We start from the raw sequence: 23414 nt of genomic DNA, 5'->3' as shown, positions 1-23414 counted from the left end.
AGGGATGGGGCCATTCGCCGACAAGCCGGCGCCCACGAGGGAGGCTGGCTTGCCGGCGAACGGGCTGGTTACTTCTTCGCCGCCCAGGCGTTGAAGCGTTGCTCCAGCTGCTCGCTGTTGTCGGCCCAGAACGCCACGTCGATCTGCACCTGGTTGGCGATGTTCTCAGGCGTGGTCGGCATGTCCTTCTTCACCGCGTCCGACAGCAGGCTGACGGCCTTGGCATTGGCCGGGCCATAGGCGATGTTCTCGGAGTAGGTCTTCTGCTGCTCGGGTTGCACGGTGTAGGCGATGAACTGCTTGGCCGCCTCCACATCCTTGGCGCCCTTCGGAATCGCCCAGGCATCGAAATCGTAGATGCCGCCGTTCCACACCACCTTGAGGTTGCTTTCCTTCTGCACCGCCGCGATTCGACCGTTGTAGGCCGAGCTCATGACCACGTCACCCGAGGCCAGGTACTGCGGCGGCTGGGCACCGGCTTCCCACCACTGGATGCTCGGCTTGAGTTCGTCGAGTTTCTTGAAGGCGCGGTCCTGGCCTTCCTTGGTGCCCAGCACCTGGTACACATCCTTCGGCGCCACGCCATCGGCCATCAGGGCGAACTCGAGGGTGTACTTGGCACCCTTGCGCAGGCCGCGCTTGCCCGGGAATTTCTTCGTGTCCCAGAAGTCGGCCCAGCTGGTGGGCGCGGTCTTGAGTTTGTCGGCGTTGTAGGCCAACACCGTGGACCAGACGAAGAAGCCCACGCCGCACGGCTGGATGGCGCCCTTCACGTAGTCGCTTTCATCGCCGAACAGCGCCGGATCGAGCTCCTCGAACATGCCTTCGTCACAACCACGAGCCAGCTCAGGCGACTCCACCTCGACCAGGTTCCACGACACGCTGTTGGTGTCGACCATGGCTTTGACCTTGGCCATCTCGCCGTTGTACTCGCCGGCGACAATCTTGCCCTTGCCGGCCTTCTCCCACGGCTCGTAGAACGCCTTGACCTGGGCCGCCTTGTTCGCGCCGCCAAAGGACACCACCGTCAGGTCTGCAGCCAGAGCCTGGCCGGCGACCAGCACACCAAGGGCCAGGGCGGTCAGTTTCAACTGTTTGTACATTATTGTTCTCTCCACAGTTCAGGGTTGGTGAAGCGATCCATCAGTGGGCAACGGCGAGCGGATCGAGCGCGCGGGCGTGTTCCACTGCCCAGCCCAGCGGCACCACGTCCCCCACGGCCAGGGTCGGGTCGAGCTCGGCGATAGGTTGCTTGACGAAGAAGTCAGACTTGCCACACACCTCCAGGCGCACCCTCACGTGGTCGCCCAGATAGATGAACTCGGCCACGCGGCCTGAGAAACGGTTGGCGCAGCGCTCGCTGTGACCATTGAGGCGCACCCGCTCGGGGCGGATCGACAGGGTCACCGGCTCGCCGGCCTGGCCGACGTTCACGGCCAGCGCCTCGACCCGCTCGCCGCGGGCCAGCTGCACCTGGCAGCGCTCACCGTCGCTGGCCAGCAGCGTGCCGTTGATGCGGTTGTTCTCACCGATGAAGTTGGCGACGAAGGTGTTGCACGGTTCTTCGTAGAGCGTGCGCGGGTCGGCGATCTGCTGGATCTCGCCCTGGTGGAACACGGCCACGCGATCGGACATGGTCAGCGCCTCGCCCTGGTCGTGGGTCACATACACCACGGTCACGCCCAGGCGCTGGTGGATGTGCTTGATCTCCATCTGCATGTGCTCGCGCAGCTGCTTGTCGAGGGCGCCGAGCGGTTCGTCCATCAGGACCAGTTGCGGCTCGAACACCAGGGCCCTGGCCAGTGCCACGCGCTGTTGCTGGCCACCGGAGAGCTGGCCGGGATAACGCTTGGCGAAGGCATCGAGCTGGACCATGCCCAGCACCCGCCTGACCCGCTCGCTGATGTCGGTCTTGCTCAGGTTGCGCACGCTCAGCGGGAAGGCCAGGTTCTCGGCCACGGTCATGTGCGGGAACAGCGCATAGTTCTGGAACACCATGCCGATGTCGCGCTTGTGCGGCGGCACGTTGTTGATCGAGCGCCCGGCCAGCTGGATTTCACCTGCGGTGGGGGTCTCGAAGCCCGCCAGCATCATCAGGCTGGTGGTCTTGCCCGAACCGGATGGCCCGAGCAGGGTGAGAAACTCGCCCTTGCGGATATCGAGGTTGAGGTCCTTGACGATCAGCGATTCGCCGTCGTAGCTCTTCTGCACGCCGCGAAAGCTGACCAGCGTCTCGTTCGATTTCGCCTCGCTCATGCCCTGCACCTTCTTGTTGGAATGACTGCGTGGGCAACAGCCTAGATCAGGCGAAAAGCCCCGGAAATCGGGGGGACTGAGAGAATGCCATCAGCCGGATGGAAGGCCTGGGGTAGGGATTGCCCTACAGGGATGGCGCGTTCAGAACATTCCCCCTCACTCAGACTGCGGCCCTGTATCGAGAAAGAACCGCCATTGGCAGCCGCACGGCAGACACCGTCGGGCTGCCGCGCAGCCCTTTCGCGACGCAAGGCCACTTCTGCAGTGTCGTAATCAGACCAGCTTGTGCTCCATGGCGTACTTCACCAGCTCTGCCAGCGAGTTGACCTTGAGCTTCTGCATCAGGCGCGCCTTGTGGGTACTGATGGTCTTGTTCGAAAGCGCCAGCTGCTGGGCGATATCGTTGACGTTGGCACCCTGGGCCAGGCGCTCGAACACCGAAAACTCACGCTCGGACAACAGCGTGTGCAGCGGCCGGGTCTCGGTCAGGCCGACTTCGAACACCATGCGGTCGGCCAGCGCCGGGTCGATATAGCGCCCTCCCCCCGCGACCCGGCGGATGGCGCTGAGCAGCAAGGCAGGCTCACTGTCCTTGGTCGCATAACCGGCAGCACCGGCCTTGAGCGCCCGGGCCGCCATCTGTGCCTCGTCGTGCATCGACAGCATGAGGATCGCCGGCGGGTTGACCAGGGCACGAATCCGCGGGATAGCCTCAAGGCCGTTCACCCCAGGCATGGAGATATCCAGCAACACCACTTCGCAAGGCGTCTGGCGCAAACTCTCCAGCAACTGCTCCCCGTTTCCCGCCTCGCCCACCACCTGCATGTCCCTGGCCAGGCCGATCAACTGCTTGATGCCTTCCCGGACAATGGTGTGGTCTTCCGCCACCAGCACTCGAATCACCTTCGTTCTCCCCTACGCCAAAGGAATCGCCACGCTCAGGCTGGTGCCCTCGCCCGGCTCGCTGTCCAGGGTCATGCTGCCGCCGAGCATCAGTACCCGTTCGCGAACCCCGACCAGGCCGAACGACGTCGGTCGGGTTTCGTCGACGCAAAAACCGCCACCGTCGTCGATGATCGTCATTCGCAGCAGCCCATCTTCGGACAGCAAGTCGATCTGCACCGTGTGCGCCCGGGCATGGCGCATGACATTGGTCAGCGCCTCCTGCAGGATCCGGAACAATCCGGTGGCCCTGGCATCGCTCAACGGCGAAAGGTGCTCCGGGACCTGCACCAGACAAGGTATACCGGTGCGCGCCTCGAAACGCCGGGCCTGCCACTCGATCGCCGAAGCGATGCCGGCATCCAGGATCGGCGGACGCAATGCCGTGGCCACGTCGCGCACCTGCTGGAACAACTGGGCGATCAGACGCTTCATGCTGGCCAGGCGCTCGTTGAGGCCGTCGTCGAGCTCGGCATAGGCCAGCTCGCACATCGACACCTCCAGCTTGAGCACCGTGAGCATCTGCCCCAGCTCATCGTGCACTTCACGGGCAATGCGGGCCTTCTCCTCCTCGCGCACGCTTTCCAGATGCGCCGACAATTCCCGCAACTGCTCCTGGGAGGTGGCCAGCGCCAACTCGCTCTGCTTGCCCTGGGTGATGTCCCAGACCACGCCGTCCCAGACCATGCGGCCATCGCCCAGGCGGCGGGTGGTGGCCTTGATATCAGCCCAGCGCTGCTCACCGTCACGGGTGAGGATGCGCCCTTGCCAGGACCAATCGCGGTCGCTGGCCAAGGCCAGGTCCTGGACGCGGTGATAATCGGCACGGTCTTCCGGGTGGACCAGGTTGCGCAGGCCCATCTGCGGGTGCTGGATCGCCGCGGGCGTATAGCCGACCAACGCCTCGCTGCCCTCGCTGATGTAGGGAAACTCCGGATCGCCCTCGGCCGGATCGCGCTCGAGACGAAACACCAGCCCAGGGACATTGCCCGCGATGCCCTTGAGCCGCGCCTCGCTCTCGCGCAAGGCGGCCAGGGCCCGCTGGCGCTCGGTCACGTCGGTGAGGAACAGCACCAGGTATTCGGCATCGCGAAAACGCAGGAACGACAGCGACAGCTCCACCGGCAGCAGGCTGCCATCGGCCCGCCGGCACTGGCTGTCGAAACGCAGATCGCCCTCCCCCGAGCGGGCGCGGCGCCACAGTTGCAGCCAGCGGTCCATGTCCAGGGTCGGTTCGATATCGGCCAACGGGCGATCCAGCAGTGCCCCTTCGGCAAACCCCAGCATGCGCTCGGCAGCAGGGTTGGCGTAGCGCACATGACTGTCCCAGTTGACCCAGAAGATCCCGACCGTGCTCTGGTCGATGGAAAACTGGCTGAGGCGCAAGGCCTCCTCGCGTACCTGACGCTCGGCCAGGCTCTCCCGCGCGGCCAGCAAGCCTCGCTCCAACCCGCGTTGCTGGCGGCGCTGCCAGGTCAGGGTGAGCAGCGCGCAAAGCAGCGACAAACCCAGCAGCAGGGCCAGGTTCTGCCAGAACCCCGCAGACTCGGAAAAACGCGGGGAGCGCGGTTGCAACCAGCGCTGGTGCATCTGCTCCAACTCCTTCGCCGGCAAGGCCTGCAGTCCGCGTTCGAGCACCTCGGCAAGCACTGGCCAGTCGCGTCGCGAACCGATACGCAGCAACTGCGGCAAGCCGATATCACCCACTACCGCCAAGTCACCGAACTCGCTTTCCCGGGAAAGCCGGCTGAGCTGCGCCTCATCCAGCACGGCCAAGGCAGCCTGCCCACCCAACACCAGTTGCAGGGCTTCGCGCTCACTGGGCACGCCCTGCAGGTTCAGGTTGGCATAGTTGCCGCGCAAGTAGTCGGCAAGCTTCGATGGCATGCGTAGCGCGACGCGTTCGCCGGCACCGAGCGCCTCCAGGTCCACCGTCAGTGCGCCGCTGCGCGGCCCCACCAACAGTTGTGGCACTCGCATGTAAGGATCGCTGAACAGCCAGGTGCGCAGGCTGGCAGGGGTCTGGACCAGCCCCGGGGCGAAATCGATCTCGCCGGCCACCAAGGCGTGCTCCAGCGCGGCCTCGTCGGCAAAACCACGCCAGGTCAGGTCCAGGCGCAAGATCTTGGCCAAGGCGCCGACCAGATCGGCATTGAGCCCGTAGAACTGTTGCAGGCGCCGGTCGAACTGAGCGTAGGGTGCCTGCAGCACCAGGCCCACGCGCAGACTGCGGTGCGTGTCCAGCCACTGTTGCTGGGCAGGCACCAGCACCTGCGGCGCTGGTGCATCGGGCCGCGCCAAGGCGATCAAGGGAAGACACAACCAGCCGATAACCCACAGGCAACGCACTCGTTTCATCTCTACGCTCGTCTTGGCAAGGGCGGCCACCAGGCGTGGCCGTCACGGACAAATACCATTAGGCTGCCGCTAACTTCATGGCCCTGGACCGATCAATGCTCACACTCTATCGCACGTCGCTGGCAATGTTCTGCCTGGCGTCGCTCCTGCCACTTGGTGCACAAGCCGCCGATGCGGAGAAAACCGCGACCAGCGCCGCCGAAGCCGCCGCACCCGCGCCACGCCCGCCATTGCTCGAACGCAGCCAGGATGACGCCCTGGCCCTCGAGCGCCAGGTGCCCAAGGCCGAACAGCAGACCCTGCAAGCCAACAGCGAAAACTTCCTGGCCCTGTGGAAACCGGCCAACGACAGCGATCCGAAAGGTGCCGTGATCATCGTCCCAGGCGCCGGTGAAAACGCCGACTGGCCAGTGACCGTCGGCCCGTTGCGCCGTGGTTTCCCGGATGTCGGCTGGCACACCTTGAGTGTCAGCCTGCCGGACCTGCTGGCCGAACGCCCGCAAGCACGGGTCGAACCCAAGCCCGCTGCCGCAGCGAACAAGGAGCAGGGCGAGTCGGCACCGGCCAAGGACACCCCGGCGGACGCCAATGCCAATGTCGCCCAGGCCACCGCGCCAGAGGCGGACACCGCTGAAAGCACCGATGCCGCGGAGGCCGCCGAGCACAACGACGAGGCCGACGCCGAGCGTATCTTTGCCCGCCTCGACGCCGCCGTGGCCTATGCCCAGCAGCAGAAGGCGCGCAGCATCGTCCTGCTCGGCAATGGCAGCGGCGCCTACTGGGCTGCGCGCTACCTCAACGAGAAGCAGCCACCCCAAGTGCAAAAACTGGTGATGGTCGCCGCCCAGACGCCTGCCCGGGTCGAGCACGACCTGCAAAGCCTGACGCCGACACTGAAGGTGCCGACCGCAGATATCTACTACGCGACGCGCACCCAGGATCGCCTGGCCGCCCAGCAGCGCCTGCAGGCGAGCAAGCGCCAGAAGGACAGCCAGTACCGTCAGTTGTCGCTGATCGCCATGCCCGGCAACCAGGCGGCAGAACAGGAGCAACTGCTGCGCCGGGTACGCGGCTGGCTGACGCCCAAGGAAGAGGACTGAGCCTGGCCCGCTGCGAATGAGCGGGCCAGCCTGAGGCGCGCTACAACCCGCGCCGCTTGCGAATCATCGCGTAGGCCTGGTGCAGCTCCCGGGTCAGTTCGGTGGCCTCGCGCACCTTGGCCTCGCTGGCGCCACTGCCCGACAGCTTGTCTGGGTGGTGGCGGCTGAGCAGACGCCGGTAGGCCTGCTTGACCAGATCGGCTTCAGTATCGGCTTCCACCCCGAGCAGGCGCAGTGCGGCGACATAGGTCATGGTGCCGTTCTCCACCGCCGACTTGCGCGGCTCGTAATCATGCGACATGGCCTGCACCTGGTTACGGCTCAGGCCCATCTGCTCGCCCCAGCCCAGCACCAGTTCGCACTCTCGACGCCCGGCCTTGCCATCGGCCCAGACCATGCGCCAACAGGCACGCAACGTGCCTTCGACAGCATGCGGTTGCTGGCGGACCCGGCGCAGATGCTGCCCCAGCCGCTCCTTGCCCGCCTTGCCGCGGTTGAACGCCGCGATGGCCTGCAACCGCGCCGGCTCGGCCAGATCCAGGCGAGTCATTTCCTGGCGCGCCTGCTGGATATGCCCCTCGGCGACCCGGCCGTCGCTCTTGGCCAGGCGCCCCAGCAGCACGAACAGCAATTCTTCGTCACGTAGCGTCGGCCGCCCGCCCAGGCGCGCGCGTACATCGTCCCATCCCTGAAGACGCAGGCGCCGGTCCATGGCCTGGCCCAGCAAGGCCCCGAGCAATGCCCCGGGGATGCTGGCCAAGGCAAAACCGGCCCCGGCACCAATCACTGTGCTTGGCCACCACATGTCAGCCTCGCTCGCCGATCAGGCGTTCGACATCGGCCAGGCGCTCGAGGGTGCCGACATCGACCCACTGCCCGGCGAAACGCTCGCCGCTTACCTGGCCTTCGGCCATGGCCCGGCGCAACAGCGGTGCCAGCTTGAAGGCGCCGGGCCGGCAGCCATCGAACAATGCCGGGTGGATCACCGAGATGCCGCTGAACGTCAGCGTGCCCGGCGCGTCGTCGCCATCGACCACCTGCCCGTCCACCAGGCGGAAGTCACCACGCCCGTGGTGGCCGGGGTTGTCCACCAGCACCAGGTGGGCAAGGCCCTGGCAAGGAGCACGTAGACCGGCGAAGTCGTAGTCGGTCCAGATATCGCCGTTGACCAGCAGGAACGGCGCGTTCCCCAGCAACGGCAACGCCTTGAAGATACCGCCGCCGGTCTCCAGCGGCTCGCCTTCCGGGGAATAGCGCAGGCTCAGGCCAAAGCGGCTGCCGTCACCCAGGTGAGCTTCGATTTGCTCGCCGAGCCAGGCGTGGTTGATCACCACCTCGGTGAAGCCGGCACGGGCCAGCGCCTCGAGGTGGTACTCGATCAGCGGCTTGCCGGCCGCCGGCACCAGAGGCTTGGGCGTGTGCAGGGTCAGCGGGCGCATGCGCTCGCCTTTGCCTGCCGCCAGAATCATTGCCTTCATGAACGCGCCCCGGCCTTGAGTTCGGCAATCAGCTGTCCCAGTTCGGCCAGTTCGGGACGACGGCTGATCACTTCATCTATATAGGCGAAGAAACGCGGTACGTCAGCCAGGTAACGCGGCTTGCCGTCGCGATGGCAGATGCGCGCGAAGATACCGATCACCTTGAGGTGGCGCTGCACGCCCATCAGGTCGCTGGCGCGCTGGAAGTCGTCGAATACTGGCTGGACCGGAATGCCGGCTGCTTTCGCCTTGTCCCAGTAAATGCGCAACCAGCCTTCGACCCGCGCCTGCGGCCAGCTGAGGAAGGCATCCTTGAACAGACAGGTGATGTCGTAGGTGACCGGGCCATAGACCGCGTCCTGGAAGTCCAGCACTCCAGGATTGGGCTCGCTGCGCATCAGGTTGCGCGGCATGTAGTCGCGGTGCACCAGCACCTTGGGCTGGTCCAGGGCGCTGTCGATCAGCACCTGGCTGACCCGTTGCCAGGCGGCCTGCTGGGCCGGGCTGAACTGCCGACCCAGTTCGCGGCCGACGTACCATTCGGGGAACAGCTCGACCTCACGACGCAGCAGCGCGACATCGTAGCTGGGCAGCGGAGCATCCATGGGCAGGCGCTGGAAGGCCAGCAACGCCTCGATGGCATCGGCGAACAGCGCATCGGCGTTGTCCGCATCGATGATATCCAGGTAGGTCTGGCGCCCCAGGTCGCCCAGCAGCAGGAAGCCGCGCGCCAGGTCCTGGGCATGGATCAACGGCACATTGACCTGGGCGCTGGCCAGCAGGTGGTCGATGTCGACGAACGGTCGGCAGTTTTCCTGGGGCGGGGGGGCATCCATGATCACGAAGCTGTGGCCAGCACCCTCCCAGCGGAAGTAGCGGCGGAAGCTGGCATCGCTGCTGGCGGCGGTCAGGCTGCCTGCGGGCACTTCGCCCCAGGCGTTGTCGCGGAAAAGAATCTCGAGCTGTTCTTCGAGCCAGGCGCTCAGTTGTTGCAGGCGTACATCGTGATCGGGCATTACAAGGGTCTCCGACGGCCCTAGCCGTCAAGCGGGTCATGCTTTATTATCCAGCATCTTTTTCAGACCATCGAGAGGCGTGCGGCCCCCACACGCGGGCAGATGGCACGCAGGAAGCCCGGACTAATAAGATGGCATTGAATTCCCCCGCGTTTCGTAGAAAGTTTCCATTGCTGGTGACTGGCGGTCTGCTGGCCCTGCAACCATTGGCCACGTCTTACGTGGTAGCGGCCGAGCAGTTCGACTGCCAAGTGTCCGCTGCCGGCGGTTGGGACTGCAAGCCCAAGACCGCTGCCAACCTGCCGCCGCGCCCGGTTCACCCGGGCGCGGCGGCAAGCAGCGGCGGCGAAGCCTCGTCCGAGGTTGCCGAGGCCCAGGCCGACAAGCCCATGCTGGTCACCGAGGCCAAGGGCCGTGGCCTGAAGTCGCGTAGCGAGGACTACAGCCATCTGGACTGGGTTCCCCGTGACAAGCTCACCCCTGCCCAGCTGGCCGAGACCGGTCCATACTGCGGTGGCGCCTACATCGAGCCTCCTCGCCCGGGCATGAACGACTCCACGCCCAAGGACGAGTCGCCCACCTACATCAACGCCAAGGTCTCCAAGTACCAGCAAGAGCAGCAGATCGCCACGCTCGCCGGTAACGTGGTCATGCGCCAGGGCAGCATGCAGGCCGAGGCGGACGAGGCCAACCTGTACCAGACCGAGAACCGCGGCGAGCTCAAGGGCAACGTCAAGATCCGCGACAACGGCACCCTGGTGGTCGGCGACGAAGCGCAGATCCAGCTCGACACTGGCGAAGCCCGGGTCGACAACGCCGAATACGTGATGCACAAGTCGCACATCCGCGGCAACGCGCTGTACGCCAAGCGTGCGGAAAACGCCATCATCCGCCTCAAGGACGGTACCTATACCACCTGTGAGCCGGGCAGCAACGCGTGGCAGCTCAAGGGCAACAACATCACCCTGAACCCGGCCACCGGCTTCGGCACCGCGACCAACGTCACCCTGCGGGTCAAGGACCTGCCGGTGTTCTACACCCCGTACATCTACTTCCCGATCGACGACCGCCGCCAGTCTGGCTTCCTGCCGCCGTCGTTCAGCACCAGCAGCGATACCGGCTTCATGCTGCTGACGCCGTACTACTTCAACCTGGCGCCGAACTACGACGCCACCTTGTATCCGCGCTACATGGCCAAGCGCGGCATGATGATGGAAGGCGAGTTCCGCTACCTCACCAAGTCCAGCGAAGGCCAGTTCGGCGGCGCGTACCTCAGCGACGAGGACAACGACCGCAAGCTGCAGACGGACTACAAGAAAGAACGCTGGATGGTCAACTGGCAGCACAAGGGCGGCCTGGACGAGCGCCTGTCGACTGACGTCGATTACACCAAGATCAGTGATCCGTTCTACTTCCAGGACCTGGAAACTGGGCAGATCGGTGTCGAGCGCCAAGACTTCCTCAACCAGCAGGGTGCATTGACCTATCGCGGTGACAACTACACCGCGCGCCTGAACCTGCAGGCTTATGAACTGACAACCATTTCGCAGATCACCCCGTACGACCGGCTGCCGCAGATCACCTTCAACGGTAAGCTGCCGTTCCATCCAGGCGGGGTCGACCTGACCTACGATACCGAAGCTGTCCGTTTCGATCGTGACCTGAAACACGACTTCGTCAGGGACAAGGACGGTAATCCGGACATCAGCGCCGGAGCCCCAGGCCGTCGCCTTGACGAGAACATCTTTGGCGTCGCTCGGGCCAACGGTACGCGCCTGAATGTCGCCCCAGCGATCAGCCTGCCGATGGAAGCCAGCTATGGCTTCATCACACCGAAACTGAAGTACGTCTACACGCACTACGATCTTGATCTGGACAGCAGGGGCAAGCAGGATCTCGCCGCCAATCCTGGACGGGTTGACCTCTATGGCGACTACAAGAGCAATCTGAACCGCGACATACCAATCTTCAGCGTCGACAGCGGCCTGTATTTCGACCGTAATACCCAGTTGTTCGGCACCAACTACCGCCAGACTCTCGAACCGCGTTTGTTCTATCTCTATGTGCCTTACAAGGACCAGAGGGACATTCCGCTGTTCGACACTGCCGAGAGCACCTTCGACTATGCGTCGCTGTTCCGCGACAATCGCTTCAGCGGTTCCGATCGTATCGGTGACGAGAACAAACTGTCGCTCGGCGTGACCAACCGCTGGATCGAAGACAACGGCTTCCAGCGCCAGCGCTTCAGCATCGGCCAGGCGTACTACTTCAAGGACCGCAAGGTCCAGCTGCCAGGTATCGACTACCGCACCCGCAAGGACACTCAGGCAAACGTCTCGCCGTACGCCCTGGAATACGAGTACGCCTTCAACCGCGACTGGCGCTTCAATTCGGACTTCAACTGGGATCCGGACAGCCGCAGCACCCGCTCGGGCAGCGCGATGTTCCACTACCAGCCTGAAGACAACCCGAACAAGATCGTCAACCTCGGTTATCGCTACCGCAACGACCTGATCACCTACGACCAGTTGACCGGTACCTGGAAAGTGGGCGGTGGTGACTACGGCACGCCGGGCGACCCGAACTACATCAAGGATTACTACAAGATCCAGCAGCACGACTTCTCGGTCATCTGGCCGCTCGTGCCGCAATGGAACGTCATCGCCCGCTGGCAGCATGACTACAACCGCAACCGTACCCTCGAGGCAATGGGTGGTTTCGAGTATGACAACTGCTGCTGGAAGCTGCGTCTGATCAACCGTTACTGGATGGACTACGACGACTTCAGCCAGGCAACCCCGCAAAACGAGAAAGGCGACCACGGCATCTTCCTGCAGGTCGTGCTCAAAGGCCTCGGCGGCGTTGTCGGCAACAAGGTCGAGTCGTTCCTGGACAAAGGCATTCAAGGTTACCGTACACGTGAAGAGCAAGCTTATTGATCGTCTGCGCCCGCTGATGCTGGGCGCCGTATTGCTGAGTGGCGCGGTGCATGCCGCTGTCCAGCCCATCGACCGTGTAGTGGCCATCGTCGACAACGACGTGGTCATGCAGAGCCAGCTCGACCAGCGTGTGCGCGAGGTCCAGCAGACCATCGCCAAGCGCGGTGGTGGCGTGCCACCGGTCGGCGCCCTGGAACAGCAGGTGCTGGAGCGCCTGATCGTCGAGAACCTGCAACTGCAGATCGGCGAACGTTCCGGCATTCGCATCACCGACGAGGAACTGAACCAGGCCGTGGGCACCATCGCCCAGCGCAACGGCATGTCGCTGGAGCAGTTCCGCGCGGCACTGGCCCATGACGGCCTGTCGTACAACGATGCCCGCGACCAGATCAAGCGCGAGATGATCATCAGCCGCGTGCGCCAGCGTCGCGTCGCCGAGCGTATCCAGGTGTCGGAGCAGGAAGTGAAGAACTTCCTCAACTCGGACCTGGGCAAGATGCAGCTCTCCGAAGAGTTCCGCCTGGCCAACATCCTCATTCCGACGCCGGAAAGCGCCAACTCCACCACCATCCAGGCCGCCGCCCAACAGGCCGGCCAGGTGTACCAGCAGCTTCGCCAGGGTGCGGACTTCGGCCAGATGGCCATCGCCCGCTCCGCCAGCGAAAACGCCCTGGAAGGCGGCGAAATGGGCTGGCGCAAGGCAGGCCAGCTGCCACCGGACTTCGCCAAGATGCTCAGCAGCATGGCCATCGGCGACATCACCCAGCCGATCCGCATCCCCAACGGCTTCCTGATCCTCAAGCTCGAGGAGAAGCGTGGTGGCGGCGAAAGCGTGCTGCGTGACGAAGTCCACGTGCGCCATATCCTGATCAAACCGAGCGAAATCCGCAGCGAAGCCGCGACCGAGCAACTGGCTGATCGCCTGTACGACCGCATCAAGAGCGGCGAGGACTTCGGCGAACTGGCGAAGAGCTTCTCGGAAGACCCAGGCTCGGCACTGCACGGCGGCGATCTCGACTGGGTCGACCCGAACAGCCTGGTACCGGAATTCCGCGAGCAGATGGCCACCGCCCAGCAAGGCGAAGTGACCCGTCCATTCCGTACCCAATACGGCTGGCACGTGCTCGAAGTGCTGGGCCGCCGTGCTACCGACAGCACTGACAAGGCCCGCGAGCAGCAGGCCATGAACGTGCTGCGCAACCGCAAGTACGACGAAGAGCTGCAGACCTGGCTGCGCCAGATCCGCGACGAAGCCTACGTCGAGATCAAACTGCCTGGCGCCGACCAGGCGGCCAAGTGAAGCCACTGCGCTTCGCCGTCACGCCTGGCGAACCGGCAGGCATAGGCCCCGACCTGTGCCTGCTGCTCGCCGCCGAGGCCCAGCCCCATCCCCTGATCGCCATCACCAGCCGTGACCTGCTCGCCGAGCGGGCCACGCAGCTGGGGCTGGCCGTCAATCTGCTGCCCGTCACCCCCGGCAACTTCCCCGAGCAACCCGCTGCCGCTGGCAGCTTGTACGTCTGGGATACGCCTCTGGCCCAACGGGTGGTGGCCGGCCAACTGGACAAGGCCAACGCCGCGTTCGTCCTGGAAACCCTTACTCGCGCCGGACAGGGCTGCCTTGCCGGTGACTTCGCCGGCATGATCACCGCACCGGTGCACAAGGGCGTGATCAACGAAAGCGGCATCGCCTTTTCCGGGCACACCGAATTCCTCGCCGACCTGACACAGACCGCGCAAGTGGTCATGATGCTGGCGACCCGAGGCCTGCGCGTGGCCCTGGTGACCACTCACCTGCCCCTGCGCGAAATCGCCGATGCCATCACAGGCGAGCGCCTGGAGCGCGTCACCCGCATCCTGCATGCGGACATGCGCGCCAAGTTCGGCATCGACAACCCACGAATCCTGGTATGCGGCCTCAATCCGCACGCCGGTGAAGGCGGCCATCTGGGCCGCGAAGAAATCGACATCATCGAGCCCGCCCTGGAGCGCCTGCGCGCCGAAGGCATGGACCTTCGCGGTCCGCTGCCAGCCGATACCCTGTTTACCCCCAAATATCTGGAGCACTGCGACGCGGTGCTGGCGATGTACCACGACCAAGGCCTGCCCGTACTCAAGTACAAGGGCTTCGGCGCCGCGGTCAACGTGACGCTGGGCCTGCCGATCATCCGCACGTCGGTCGACCATGGCACTGCCCTGGACCTGGCCGGCACCGGCAAGATCGATACCGGCAGCCTGCGCGTCGCCCTGGAAACCGCCTACCAGATGGCCGAGAACCGACCATGACCGAGCAATACCAACACCGGGCGCGCAAGCGCTTCGGCCAGAACTTCCTGCACGACGCCGGAATCATCGACCGCATCCTGCGTGCGATCAACGCCAAGGCCGGCGAACACCTGCTGGAAATCGGCCCTGGCCAGGGCGCCCTCACCGAGGGCCTGCTGGGCAGCGGCGCGCAACTGGACGTGGTGGAGCTGGACAAGGACCTGGTGCCGATCCTGCAACACAAGTTCGCCGGGCGCGGCAATTTCCGCCTGCACCAGGGCGATGCGCTGAAGTTCGACTTCAACCAGCTGGGCGTGCCGCCACGCAGCCTCAAGGTGGTCGGCAACCTGCCCTACAACATTTCCACCCCGCTGATCTTCCACCTGCTGGATCACGCCGGCCTGATTCGCGACATGCACTTCATGCTGCAGAAGGAAGTGGTCGAGCGCATGGCCGCAGGCCCGGGTGGCGGCGACTGGGGCCGCCTGTCGATCATGGTGCAGTACCACTGCCGCGTGGAACACCTGTTCAACGTAGGCCCGGGCGCCTTCAACCCGCCACCGAAGGTGGACTCGGCGATCGTACGCCTGGTACCCCACGAAGTCCTGCCGCACCCAGCCAAGGATCCACAGCTGCTCGAGCGCGTGGTACGCGAAGCCTTCAACCAGCGCCGCAAGACCCTGCGCAACACCCTCAAGGGCTTGCTCGACAGCCAGGCCATCGAAGCCGCCGGCGTCGACGGCAGCCTGCGCCCCGAACAGCTGGACCTGGCCGCCTTCGTGCGCCTGGCCGACAAGCTGGCCGAACAGCAGGGCTGATCGAGGCAAACCCGCTCCCACGGCCCCAGACACACTGGAAAGTGGCGTCTCTGTGGGAGCGGGCTTGGCCCGCGAACAGCCCAGCACCACCCCCTGCCCCACACCGCTGGCCCTCCCCCCCACCAATGGCCTAGACTGCGTTATTGCGTCAGCTCGCCCAAGGCCCTTGCATGTCCGACCCCCGCTACCAGATCGACGTCAGCGTCGTGACCCGCTACCTCAAAGAACAGTCCGACCCCGAAAGCAGTCGTTTCGCCTTCGCCTATACCATCACCGTGCAGAACAACGGCACGGTCAAAGCCAAGCTGATGTCCCGCCACTGGCTGATCACCAATGGCGATGGCGAAGTCGAGGAGGTGCGCGGTGCCGGGGTGATCGGCCAGCAGCCGCTGATCGAACCCGGCCAGAGCCACACCTACAGCAGTGGCGCGGTGATCAGCACCCGCGTCGGCACCATGCAGGGCAGTTATCAGATGTTCGCCGAGGACGGCAAACGCTTCGACGCCGAGATTGCCCCGTTCCGCCTGGCCGTACCCGGAGCCCTGCACTGATATGGCCACCTACGCCGTCGGCGACCTGCAAGGCTGCCTGCAACCGCTCAAGTGCCTGCTCGAACGCGTGCGCTTCGACCCCGCCGTCGACCGCCTGTGGCTGGTCGGCGACCTGGTCAACCGCGGCCCCGAGTCGCTGGAAACCCTGCGCTACCTTTATTCGATCCGCGATTCGCTGGTTTGCGTACTCGGCAACCACGACCTCCACCTGCTGGCGGCCTGGCACAACGTCGAACGCCTGAAAAAGAGCGACACCCTGCGCGAAATCATCGAGGCACCGGATGCCGACCAACTGCTCGACTGGCTGCGCCGGCAGAAACTGCTGCATTACGACGAGCCCCGCGGCATCGCCATGGTACATGCCGGCATCCCGCCGCAGTGGACCCTGGGCCGCGCCCTGGAGCTGGCGGCCGAGGTCGAGGAAGTACTGCGTGACGACAACCGCCTGCAACTCTACCTGGACGGCATGTACGGCAACGAACCGAACAAGTGGAGCAAGAACCTCGCAGGCACCGAGCGCCTGCGCGTGATCACCAACTACTTCACCCGCATGCGCTTCTGTACCGCCGCCGGCAAGCTCGACCTCAAGAGCAAGGAAGGCCTGGACACCGCGCCGAAAGGCTACAAGCCCTGGTTCGACCATGCCGAGCGCCGCTCGCGCCACGTGAAGATCATCTTCGGCCACTGGGCCGCGCTCGAAGGCCGTGTCGATGTGCCCGGCGTGATCGCCCTGGACACTGGCTGCGTCTGGGGCGGCGCCATGACCCTGTACAACGTCGACAGTGGCGAATACCACCGCTGCGACTGCACCCGCGAGGGCTCCCCTCGCCCACCCGCAGCCGCCGCTCCAACGTTCAACCCTGAAGGAACCACCCCATGAGCGAATTCAAGCGCATCTCCCCCGAGCAGGCCCAGGCCCTGCGTGCCGAAGGTGCGGTCGTCGTCGATATTCGCGACCCGCAAGCCTTCGCGGCCGGTCACATCGCCGGCGCCACTCATCTGGACAACCACTCGGTGGCCGACTTCATCCGCAACGCCGACCTCGACGCGCCTACACTGGTGGTCTGCTACCACGGCAATTCCAGCCAGAGCGCTGCCGCCTACCTGGTCGGCCAGGGCTTCTCCAACGTCTACAGCATTGATGGTGGCTTCGAGCTGTGGCGCAACACTTACCCGGCGGAAACCGCCCAGGGCAGCGCTGAATAATTTTTTCATTTTTCCTGCAGCCCGCACTCCGTGCGGGCTTGCGCCCGACCTGACGAACGGTCGCAAGCGCGTTCCCCGCTCCCCGCCCTTGACCTTGCCCAGAACCAACTATTCTTAAGCCCAGGCCATCCAGAAAAAGGGGAGAGCCGGTACACCGGCGTGCGGGTCATCGGTAGCGTTACAGGGTGTTCTGGGGGGTATACAGCAATCGGCGAACCCGGTTGCATGCCAGCATCAGCTGACTGATCCGGCGTCGTCTCCACGTATCGAGCGAGGTGACGTCATGAGCATTTTTAGCCACTTCCAACAACGTTTCGAGTCCACCCGCCAGGAAGAACTTTCGCTGCAGGAATACCTCGAGCTGTGCAAACAGGATCGCAGCGCCTATGCATCTGCGGCCGAACGTTTGCTGATGGCCATTGGGGAGCCGGAACTGGTCGATACCTCCACCAACTCCAGGATGTCGCGGATCTTCTCCAACAAGGTGATTCGCCGCTACCCGGCCTTTGCCGACTTCCATGGGATGGAAGAGTGCATCGACCAGATCGTTTCGTACTTCCGGCATGCCGCTCAGGGCCTGGAGGAGAAGAAACAGATCCTCTACCTGCTGGGCCCGGTAGGTGGCGGCAAGTCGTCGCTGGCCGAAAAGCTCAAGCAACTGATGGAAAAGGTGCCGTTCTACGCCATCAAGGGCTCGCCAGTCTTCGAGTCGCCGCTGGGGCTGTTCAATGCCGCCGAAGACGGCGCAATCCTCGAAGAGGAATACGGCATCTCCCGCCGCTACCTGAACACCATCATGTCGCCCTGGGCCACCAAGCGCCTGCAGGAGTTCGGCGGCGACATCAGCAAGTTCAAGGTGGTCAAGCTCTACCCCTCGATCCTCAACCAGATCGCCATCGCCAAGACCGAACCAGGCGACGAGAACAACCAGGACATCTCGGCCCTGGTCGGCAAGGTGGATATCCGCAAGCTCGAGGAATTCCCGCAGAACGACGCCGACGCCTACAGCTATTCGGGCGCACTGTGCCGGGCCAACCAGGGCCTGATGGAATTCGTCGAGATGTTCAAGGCGCCGATCAAGGTCCTGCACCCGTTGCTCACCGCCACCCAGGAAGGCAACTACAACAGTACCGAAGGCCTCGGCGCGATCCCCTACTCCGGGATCTTGCTGGCCCACTCCAACGAATCGGAATGGCACACCTTCCGTAACAACAAGAACAACGAGGCGTTCATCGACCGGATCTACATCGTCAAGGTGCCCTACTGCCTGCGCGTCAGCGACGAGATCAAGATCTACGACAAGCTGCTGATCAACAGTTCGCTGGCCAACGCCCACTGCGCACCCGACACCCTGAAGATGCTGGCCCAGTTCACCGTGCTCTCGCGCCTGAAAGAGCCGGAGAACTCGAACATCTATTCGAAGATGCGCGTCTACGACGGCGAAAACCTCAAGGACACCGATCCGAAGGCCAAGTCGATCCAGGAATACCGCGATGCCGCTGGCGTCGACGAGGGCATGAACGGCCTGTCGACCCGCTTCGCCTTCAAGATCCTCTCCAAGGTGTTCAACTTCGATCCCCACGAGGTCGCGGCCAACCCCGTGCACCTGCTGTACGTGCTGGAGCAGCAGATCGAGCAGGAGCAGTTCCCTGCCGAGGTGCGCGAGCGTTACCTGCGCTACCTGAAGGAATACCTGGCGCCACGCTACATCGAGTTCATCGGCAAGGAGATCCAGACTGCTTACCTGGAGTCCTACAGCGAGTACGGCCAGAACATCTTCGACCGCTACGTGCTGTACGCCGACTTCTGGATCCAGGACCAGGAATACCGCGACCCGGAAACCGGCGAGATCCTCAACCGCATCGCCCTCAACGAAGAGCTGGAGAAGATCGAGAAGCCGGCCGGCATCAGCAATCCGAAGGATTTCCGCAACGAGATCGTCAACTTCGTGCTGCGCGCCCGCGCCAACAACAATGGCAAGAACCCCAGCTGGCTCAGCTACGAGAAGCTGCGGGTGGTCATCGAGAAGAAGATGTTCTCCAACACCGAGGACCTGCTGCCGGTCATCAGCTTCAACGCCAAGGCCAGCAAGGAGGATCAACAGAAGCACAACGACTTCGTCACCCGGATGGTGGAGCGAGGCTACACCGACAAACAGGTGCGCCTGCTGTCGGAATGGTACCTGCGGGTCAGGAAATCGCAGTAAAAGCGGCAAGTCACGGGCACGGGCGGCGCACTCTGGTGCGCCAGTCCAGCCGTGGCGGCGGCAACAGCTTTTGCTTGCAGCTCGTAGCTTGACGCTTTGCAGCTGTATCCAGCTACCGGAGGGCCCATGAGCTACGTCATCGACCGACGCCTGAACGGCAAGAACAAGAGCACGGTCAACCGTCAGCGCTTCCTGCGCCGGTACCGTGAGCACATCAAGAAGGCGGTCGAAGAGGCCGTCAGCCGCCGCTCCATCATGGACATGGAGCATGGCGAGCAGATCAGCATACCCGGCCGCGACATCGACGAGCCGGTGCTGCACCATGGCCGCGGCGGCAAGCAGACCACCGTGCATCCCGGCAACAAGGAGTTCACTGCCGGCGAGCATATCGCTCGCCCGCAGGGAGGAGGGGGCGGCAGCGGTCGCGGAAAGGCCGGCAACTCCGGCGAAGGCATGGATGATTTCGTCTTCCAGATCACCCAGGAGGAATTCCTCGAGTTCATGTTCGAGGACCTCGAACTGCCCAACCTGGTCAAACGCCACCTGACCGGCGCCGACACCTTCAAGACCGTGCGTGCCGGCATCGCCAACGAGGGCAACCCGTCGCGCATCAATATCGTGCGCACCCTGCGCTCGGCCCATGCCCGGCGCATTGCCCTGACCGGCAGCAGCCGCGCCCTGTTGCGCGAAGCGCAGAAGGAACTCGACCGGCTCAAGGTCGAGGAGCCGGACAACTTCACCGATATCCAGGAAACCGAAGCCGAGATCGAGCGGCTCAAGGCGCGCATCAACCGCCTGCCCTTCCTCGACACCTTCGACCTCAAGTACAACCTGCTGATCAAGCAGCCCAACCCCAGCTCCAAGGCGGTGATGTTCTGCCTGATGGACGTTTCCGGCTCGATGACCCAGGCCACCAAGGACATCGCCAAGCGCTTCTTCATCCTCCTGTACCTGTTCCTCAAGCGGAACTACGACCGCATCGAGGTGGTGTTCATCCGCCACCACACCAGCGCCCGCGAAGTCGACGAGGAAGAGTTCTTCTACTCGCGCGAGACCGGCGGCACCATCGTCTCCAGCGCGCTAAAGCTGATGCAGGAAGTCATGGCCGAACGCTATCCGGCCAGTGACTGGAACATCTACGCTGCCCAGGCCTCGGACGGCGACAACTGGAACGATGACTCGCCGATCTGCCGCGACATCCTGGCCAACCAGATCATGCCGCACGTGCAGTACTACACTTATGTCGAGATCACCCCGCGCGAACACCAGGCCCTGTGGTACGAGTACGAACGCATCGGCGAAGCCTACCCCGACACCTTCGCCCAGCAGCAGTTGGTTTCGGCCGGTGATATCTACCCGGTCTTCCGTGAACTCTTCCAGCGCAGGTTAGCCACATGAGCGCCAGAGAACAGCGACGCCAGCCCATCTCCACCGGCTCGGAATGGACCTTCGAGCTGATCCAGACCTACGACCGCGAGATCAGCCGCCTGGCCGCGCGTTACGCCCTGGATACCTATCCCAACCAGATCGAAGTGATCACCGCCGAGCAGATGATGGACGCCTATGCCTCGGTGGGCATGCCACTGGGCTATCACCACTGGTCCTATGGCAAGCAGTTCCTCAGCACCGAGAAATCCTACAGTCGCGGCCAGATGGGCCTCGCCTACGAGATCGTGATCAACTCCGATCCCTGCATCGCCTACCTGATGGAAGAGAACACCATGTGCATGCAGGCACTGGTGATCGCCCATGCCTGCTATGGCCACAACAGTTTCTTCAAGGGCAACTACCTGTTCCGCACCTGGACCGACGCCAGTTCGATCATCGACTACCTGGTGTTCGCCAAGCAGTACATCGCCCAGTGCGAGGAGCGCCACGGCATCGACGCCGTCGAGGACCTGATCGACTCCTGCCATGCCCTGATGAACTATGGCGTGGACCGCTACAAACGCCCCTACCCGATCTCCGCCGAAGAAGAGCGACGCCGCCAGAAGGAACGCGAGGAACACCTGCAACGGCAGATCAACGACCTCTGGCGCACCATCCCCAAAGGCACGGAAAAGGGCAATGAGAAGGATGACGCGCGCTTCCCCGCCGAACCGCAGGAGAACATCCTCTACTTCATCGAAAAGCACGCCCCGCTGCTCGAACCCTGGCAGCGCGAGGTGGTGCGCATCGTGCGCAAGATCGCCCAGTACTTCTACCCACAACGCCAGACCCAGGTGATGAACGAAGGCTGGGCGACATTCTGGCACTACACCCTGATGAACGACCTGTACGACGAAGGCCTGATCACCGAGGGCTTCATGCTGGAGTTCCTCCAGTCCCATACCAGCGTGGTGTTCCAGCCGGGCTTCGACAGCCCCTACTACAGCGGCATCAATCCCTATGCCCTGGGCTTTGCCATGTACACCGACATCCGGCGTATCTGCGAGCATCCAACCGAAGAAGATCGCCGCTGGTTCCCCGACATTGCTGGCAGTGACTGGCTTTCTACCATCAAGTTCGCCATGAGCAGCTTCAAGGACGAGAGCTTCATCCTGCAGTACCTGTCACCCAAGGTGATGCGTGACCTCAAGCTGTTCAGCATCCTCGACGACGACCAGCGCGACGACCTGCTGGTGCCAGCGATCCACGACGAGGACGGCTACCGCACCATCCGCGAGCAACTGGCCGCGCAGTACAACCTGGGCAATCGCGAGCCCAACGTGCAGATCTGGAGCATCGATCGTCGCGGCGACCGTTCCCTGACCCTGCGTCACCAGCAACACAACCGCAAGCCGCTGGGCGACTCCACCGAAGAGGTACTCAAGCACCTGCATCGCCTGTGGGGCTTCGACATCCACCTGGAAACCGTGCAGGGCGAGCAAGTCATGAAAACCCATCACATGCCGCCACGCAGCGAACACGGGGACGCCGGCGAGTACGGGCGCATGGACCTGGCCGTGATCCATCACCTCTAGCAAGGCCACCTCCATTACTGGCGACAGGGTATCCTGTCGCCAGTAATGGAGATTCCACATGCAGATCTACAAAGTTGGCGGCGCCGTGCGCGACCGCCTGCTCGGCCGCCCGGTCAGCGATGTCGACTGGCTGGTGGTCGGCGCCACCGTCGAACAGATGCAGGCCCAGGGTTTTCGCCCCGTGGGCGCCGATTTTCCGGTTTTCCTTCACCCCAGAACCAGCGAGGAGTACGCCCTGGCGCGCACCGAGCGCAAGAGCGGACGCGGTTATGGCGGTTTCACATTCCATGCAAGCCCCGATGTCACGCTCGAGGAAGACCTGATACGCCGCGACCTGACCATCAATGCCATGGCCGAGGATGAACACGGCAACCTGTACGATCCGTATCACGGCAAATCCGACCTTGAACAACGCATCTTGCGCCATGTTTCCCCGGCATTCGCCGAAGATCCCTTGCGCGTACTGCGTGTCGCCCGCTTCGCAGCCCGCTATGCCCCCCTGGGATTCCGCGTGGCCGACGAAACGCTGGCCCTGATGCGCCAGATCACCGACTCGGGTGAGCTGCAGGCACTGACCGCCGAACGCAGCTGGAAAGAAATCGAGCGTGCACTGATGGAGGCGCAACCTCAGGTCTTCATCGAAGTGCTGCGCGCCTGCGGCGCTCTCAAGGTCCTGATGCCCGAACTGGACGCCTTGTTCGGCGTACCCCAGCCCGCCGCGCATCATCCCGAGATCGACAGCGGTATCCATACCCTGTCGGTGCTGGCGCAGTCCGCCCTGCACCAGCAACCGCTGGCGGTACGCTGGGCCTGCCTGCTGCACGACCTGGGCAAGGGCACCACGCCCGAGGAGGAATGGCCACGGCATATCGCCCATGAGGTCCGCGGCCTGAAACTGATCAAGGCGGTGAACCAGCGCTTCAAGGCCCCACGCGAATGCCAGGAGCTGGCGTTGCTGGTCGGCGAATACCACACCCACTGCCACCGCGCCCTGGAACTGCGACCTTTGACGCTGCTGGAGCTGCTGCAGAAGTTCGACGTCTATCGACGCCCGCAACGCTTCGAGGACTTCATCGCCGCCTGCGAAATGGACGCGCGAGGCCGGCTGGGCCTGGAAAACCGGGATTATCCACAGGCACAGTACCTGCGCGGCGCGGCAGCGGCGGCCAGGGCGGTGGATGTGAAACCACTGGTCGAGAAGGGACTGACAGGGCAAGCGCTGGGAGAAGCGCTGAAAGGGGAAAGACTCAGGGCACTGAAAGCCTACAAGGCTGGCTGATGCCTGACCTCTCGCCAGCAAGGGGCGCGCACCAACC

General features: G+C 63.9%; 19 protein-coding genes. 12 read left to right on the top strand and 7 right to left on the bottom strand.

The window, feature by feature from the left end; genetic code table 11:
* Positions 1-68 precede the first annotated feature (68 nt).
* The 4 genes from F3J43_RS10555 to F3J43_RS10540 all read right to left on the bottom strand — a co-directional run bounded on the left by F3J43_RS10555 (position 69) and on the right by F3J43_RS10540 (position 5556).
* Positions 69-1103 carry an ABC transporter substrate-binding protein gene (locus F3J43_RS10555; RefSeq protein ID WP_166885527.1) on the bottom strand — a complete coding sequence of 345 codons (1035 nt, stop codon included), beginning with the start codon at positions 1101-1103 and terminating at the stop codon, positions 69-71.
* 40 nt (positions 1104-1143) lie between these two features.
* On the bottom strand, positions 1144-2256 hold the full coding sequence (locus F3J43_RS10550) for an ABC transporter ATP-binding protein (RefSeq protein ID WP_166885524.1): 1113 nt from the start codon (positions 2254-2256) through the stop codon (positions 1144-1146).
* Between the two features lie 273 nt (positions 2257-2529).
* A complete protein-coding gene (locus F3J43_RS10545) occupies positions 2530-3159 on the bottom strand; it encodes a response regulator (protein ID WP_166885522.1) in 630 nt (209 codons plus the stop codon).
* Positions 3160-3171: 12 nt separating this feature from the next.
* Entirely contained in the window at positions 3172-5556 is a 2385-nt protein-coding gene (locus F3J43_RS10540) for a PAS domain-containing sensor histidine kinase (RefSeq protein WP_166885520.1), read from the bottom strand.
* Between the two features lie 95 nt (positions 5557-5651).
* Between F3J43_RS10540 and F3J43_RS10535 the strand changes: the two genes are divergently transcribed.
* On the top strand, positions 5652-6656 hold the full coding sequence (locus F3J43_RS10535; protein WP_166885518.1) for an alpha/beta hydrolase family protein: 1005 nt from the start codon (positions 5652-5654) through the stop codon (positions 6654-6656).
* 40 nt (positions 6657-6696) lie between these two features.
* Here F3J43_RS10535 and F3J43_RS10530 read toward each other — a convergent pair whose 3' ends face one another.
* The 3 genes from F3J43_RS10530 to F3J43_RS10520 are packed head-to-tail and all read right to left on the bottom strand — an operon-like array spanning position 6697 to position 9150.
* Positions 6697-7461 carry a TerB family tellurite resistance protein gene (locus F3J43_RS10530; RefSeq protein WP_166885516.1) on the bottom strand — a complete coding sequence of 255 codons (765 nt, stop codon included), beginning with the start codon at positions 7459-7461 and terminating at the stop codon, positions 6697-6699.
* 1 nt (position 7462) lies between these two features.
* A complete protein-coding gene (murU, locus tag F3J43_RS10525; protein WP_166885514.1) occupies positions 7463-8134 on the bottom strand; it encodes an N-acetylmuramate alpha-1-phosphate uridylyltransferase MurU in 672 nt (223 codons plus the stop codon).
* The gene (locus F3J43_RS10520; RefSeq protein ID WP_166885511.1) at positions 8131-9150 is read right to left on the bottom strand and encodes an aminoglycoside phosphotransferase family protein; all 1020 of its coding nucleotides are present in this window, start codon (positions 9148-9150) and stop codon (positions 8131-8133) included. The genes murU and F3J43_RS10520 overlap by 4 nt, the downstream gene beginning before the upstream one ends.
* A gap of 131 nt (positions 9151-9281) precedes the next feature.
* Between F3J43_RS10520 and F3J43_RS10515 the strand changes: the two genes are divergently transcribed.
* The 11 genes from F3J43_RS10515 to F3J43_RS10465 all read left to right on the top strand — a co-directional run bounded on the left by F3J43_RS10515 (position 9282) and on the right by F3J43_RS10465 (position 23377).
* The gene (locus tag F3J43_RS10515; RefSeq protein WP_166885509.1) at positions 9282-12089 is read left to right on the top strand and encodes an LPS-assembly protein LptD; all 2808 of its coding nucleotides are present in this window, start codon (positions 9282-9284) and stop codon (positions 12087-12089) included.
* Entirely contained in the window at positions 12070-13389 is a 1320-nt protein-coding gene (surA, locus tag F3J43_RS10510; protein ID WP_166885507.1) for a peptidylprolyl isomerase SurA, read from the top strand. Before F3J43_RS10515 ends, surA begins: the two co-directional genes overlap by 20 nt.
* Positions 13386-14375, top strand: a complete 990-nt coding sequence (gene pdxA, locus F3J43_RS10505; RefSeq protein WP_166885505.1) for a 4-hydroxythreonine-4-phosphate dehydrogenase PdxA — start codon at positions 13386-13388, stop codon at positions 14373-14375. Before surA ends, pdxA begins: the two co-directional genes overlap by 4 nt.
* Positions 14372-15172: a 16S rRNA (adenine(1518)-N(6)/adenine(1519)-N(6))-dimethyltransferase RsmA gene (gene rsmA, locus F3J43_RS10500; protein WP_166885503.1), complete on the top strand. Its 801-nt coding sequence runs from the start codon at positions 14372-14374 to the stop codon at positions 15170-15172. The genes pdxA and rsmA overlap by 4 nt, the downstream gene beginning before the upstream one ends.
* 170 nt (positions 15173-15342) lie before the next feature.
* On the top strand, positions 15343-15723 hold the full coding sequence (gene apaG / locus F3J43_RS10495) for a Co2+/Mg2+ efflux facilitator ApaG/CorD (RefSeq protein ID WP_166885501.1): 381 nt from the start codon (positions 15343-15345) through the stop codon (positions 15721-15723).
* 1 nt (position 15724) lies between these two features.
* Positions 15725-16603, top strand: coding sequence for a symmetrical bis(5'-nucleosyl)-tetraphosphatase (locus F3J43_RS10490; RefSeq protein WP_166885499.1), 879 nt, complete (start codon positions 15725-15727; stop codon positions 16601-16603).
* Positions 16600-16929 (top strand): thiosulfate sulfurtransferase GlpE, encoded by a 330-nt coding sequence (glpE, locus tag F3J43_RS10485; RefSeq protein WP_166885497.1) that lies wholly within the window; start codon positions 16600-16602, stop codon positions 16927-16929. Before F3J43_RS10490 ends, glpE begins: the two co-directional genes overlap by 4 nt.
* Positions 16930-17212: 283 nt before the next feature.
* Entirely contained in the window at positions 17213-19135 is a 1923-nt protein-coding gene (locus tag F3J43_RS10480) for a PrkA family serine protein kinase (RefSeq protein ID WP_166885495.1), read from the top strand.
* 126 nt (positions 19136-19261) lie between these two features.
* Positions 19262-20533, top strand: a complete 1272-nt coding sequence (locus tag F3J43_RS10475; protein WP_166885493.1) for a YeaH/YhbH family protein — start codon at positions 19262-19264, stop codon at positions 20531-20533.
* Positions 20530-22098: a SpoVR family protein gene (locus F3J43_RS10470; RefSeq protein WP_166885491.1), complete on the top strand. Its 1569-nt coding sequence runs from the start codon at positions 20530-20532 to the stop codon at positions 22096-22098. Before F3J43_RS10475 ends, F3J43_RS10470 begins: the two co-directional genes overlap by 4 nt.
* A 58-nt stretch (positions 22099-22156) precedes the next feature.
* Positions 22157-23377, top strand: coding sequence for a multifunctional CCA addition/repair protein (locus F3J43_RS10465; RefSeq protein WP_166885489.1), 1221 nt, complete (start codon positions 22157-22159; stop codon positions 23375-23377).
* Positions 23378-23414: the final 37 nt, after the last annotated feature.

It is taken from the genome of Pantoea sp. Cy-639 (genome assembly GCF_011752525.1).
Lineage (GTDB): Bacteria > Pseudomonadota > Gammaproteobacteria > Pseudomonadales > Pseudomonadaceae > Aquipseudomonas.
Note: the sequence above shows the minus strand (reverse complement) of the source record. Positions and strands in the feature narration are given on the sequence as shown.